Origin of the sequence: Acidovorax bellezanensis (assembly GCF_025421555.1) — a bacterium.
GTDB lineage: Bacteria > Pseudomonadota > Gammaproteobacteria > Burkholderiales > Burkholderiaceae_C > Comamonas > Comamonas bellezanensis.
On the sequence record NZ_JAODYH010000009.1, the window covers coordinates 314 to 3,097 of the forward strand.

At 50.8% G+C, this 2,784-nt stretch carries 2 rRNA genes (1 of these 2 running past the window's edge); both read left to right on the plus strand.

Annotated features, from left to right (window positions below):
* Positions 1–2,528, plus strand: a 23S ribosomal RNA gene (locus tag N0K08_RS17940) (it extends 297 nt beyond the left edge of the window).
* Between the two features lie 127 nt (positions 2,529–2,655).
* Positions 2,656–2,768 (plus strand): 5S ribosomal RNA (rrf, locus tag N0K08_RS17945).
* Positions 2,769–2,784 lie beyond the last annotated feature (16 nt).

Below are 2,784 nucleotides of genomic sequence, written 5' to 3' on the forward strand. Positions count from 1 at the left end.
GTACTAAGCTAGAGAAAAGTAGGGCGGGGCACGAGAAACCTTGTCTGAATATGGGGGGACCATCCTCCAAGGCTAAATACTCGTAATCGACCGATAGTGAACCAGTACCGTGAGGGAAAGGCGAAAAGAACCCCGGGAGGGGAGTGAAATAGATCCTGAAACCGTATGCTTACAAAAAGTAGGAGCCCGCAAGGGTGACTGCGTACCTTTTGTATAATGGGTCAGCGACTTACATTCAGTGGCAAGGTTAACCGAATAGGGAAGCCGTAGAGAAATCGAGTCCGAATAGGGCGAATCAGTCGCTGGGTGTAGACCCGAAACCAAGTGATCTATCCATGGCCAGGATGAAGGTGCCGTAACAGGTACTGGAGGTCCGAACCGACTAATGTTGCAAAATTAGCGGATGAGCTGTGGATAGGGGTGAAAGGCTAAACAAACTTGGAAATAGCTGGTTCTCTCCGAAAACTATTTAGGTAGTGCCTCAAGTATTACCTGCGGGGGTAGAGCACTGTTTAGGCTAGGGGGTCATGGCGACTTACCAAACCTATGCAAACTCCGAATACCGCAGAGTACAGCTTGGGAGACAGAGCACCGGGTGCTAACGTCCGGACTCAAGAGGGAAACAACCCAGACCGCCAGCTAAGGTCCCTAAAATTGGCTAAGTGGGAAACGAAGTGGGAAGGCTAAAACAGTCAGGATGTTGGCTTAGAAGCAGCCATCATTTAAAGAAAGCGTAATAGCTCACTGATCGAGTCGTCCTGCGCGGAAGATGTAACGGGGCTAAGCCAGTTACCGAAGCTGCGGATGTGCAATTTATTGCACGTGGTAGGAGAGCGTTCTGTAAGCCTGTGAAGGTGTCTGGTGACGGATGCTGGAGGTATCAGAAGTGCGAATGCTGACATGAGTAGCGTTAAAGGGGGTGAAAAGCCCCCTCGCCGTAAGCGCAAGGTTTTCTACGCAACGTTCATCGGCGTAGAGTGAGTCGGCCCCTAAGGCGAGGCAGAGATGCGTAGCTGATGGGAAACAGGTCAATATTCCTGTACCGATGTGTAGTGCGATGTGGGGACGGAGAAGGTTAGCTCAGCCAACTGTTGGATATGTTGGTTCAAGCCTGTAGTCGTGCCCGGTAGGCAAATCCGCCGGGCTTAGATGAGGGGTGATAACGAGTCTGCTTGCAGACGAAGTGAGTGATACCCAGCTTCCAGGAAAAGCCACTAAGCTTCAGCTACACACGACCGTACCGCAAACCGACACTGGTGCGCGAGATGAGTATTCTAAGGCGCTTGAGAGAACTCTGGAGAAGGAACTCGGCAAATTGATACCGTAACTTCGGGAGAAGGTATGCCGCAATTAGGTGAACCTGTACAAGGCAAGCCGAAAGCGGTTGCAAAAAATCGGTGGCTGCGACTGTTTAATAAAAACACAGCACTCTGCAAACACGAAAGTGGACGTATAGGGTGTGACGCCTGCCCGGTGCTGGAAGATTAAATGATGGGGTGCAAGCTCTTGATTGAAGTCCCAGTAAACGGCGGCCGTAACTATAACGGTCCTAAGGTAGCGAAATTCCTTGTCGGGTAAGTTCCGACCTGCACGAATGGCGTAACGATGGCCACACTGTCTCCTCCAGAGACTCAGCGAAGTTGAAATGTTTGTGATGATGCAATCTCCCCGCGGAAAGACGGAAAGACCCCATGAACCTTTACTGTAGCTTTGTATTGGACTTTGAACAGATCTGTGTAGGATAGGTGGGAGGCTTTGAAGCAGGGACGCTAGTTCTTGTGGAGCCAACGTTGAAATACCACCCTGGTGTGTTTGAGGTTCTAACCTTGGTCCATTATCTGGATCGGGGACAGTGCATGGTAGGCAGTTTGACTGGGGCGGTCTCCTCCCAAAGTGTAACGGAGGAGTTCGAAGGTACGCTAGTTACGGTCGGACATCGTGACGATAGTGCAATGGCATAAGCGTGCTTAACTGCGAGACTGACAAGTCGAGCAGATGCGAAAGCAGGACATAGTGATCCGGTGGTTCTGTATGGAAGGGCCATCGCTCAACGGATAAAAGGTACTCTGGGGATAACAGGCTGATACCGCCCAAGAGTTCATATCGACGGCGGTGTTTGGCACCTCGATGTCGGCTCATCTCATCCTGGGGCTGTAGTCGGTCCCAAGGGTATGGCTGTTCGCCATTTAAAGAGGTACGTGAGCTGGGTTTAAAACGTCGTGAGACAGTTTGGTCCCTATCTTCCGTGGGCGCTGCAGATTTGAGGAAGCCTGCTCCTAGTACGAGAGGACCGGAGTGGACACACCTCTGGTGTATCGGTTGTCACGCCAGTGGCATTGCCGAGTAGCTAAGTGTGGAAGAGATAACCGCTGAAAGCATCTAAGCGGGAAACTCGTTTCAAGATGAGATCTGCCGGGGCCTTGAGCCCCCTAAAGAGTCGTTCAAGACCAGGACGTTGATAGGTTGGGTGTGGAAGCGCAGCAATGCGTTAAGCTAACCAATACTAATTGCTCGTGAGGCTTGACCCTATAACTTTGATCCCCCCGTGGATCGAAGACTAGTTATGCCAAGTACGCAATCGAATATAATCTGATTTCTGTCTCTATGAATTCGCCGAGCCGATCGACAAACTGATCGGTAAAGCAAAAAGTTATGCCTGATGACCATAGCAAGTTGGCACCACTCCTTCCCATCTCGAACAGGACAGTGAAACGACTTTGCGCCGATGATAGTGCGGATTCCCGTGTGAAAGTAGGTCATTGTCAGGCTCTTACAGCAGTAAAC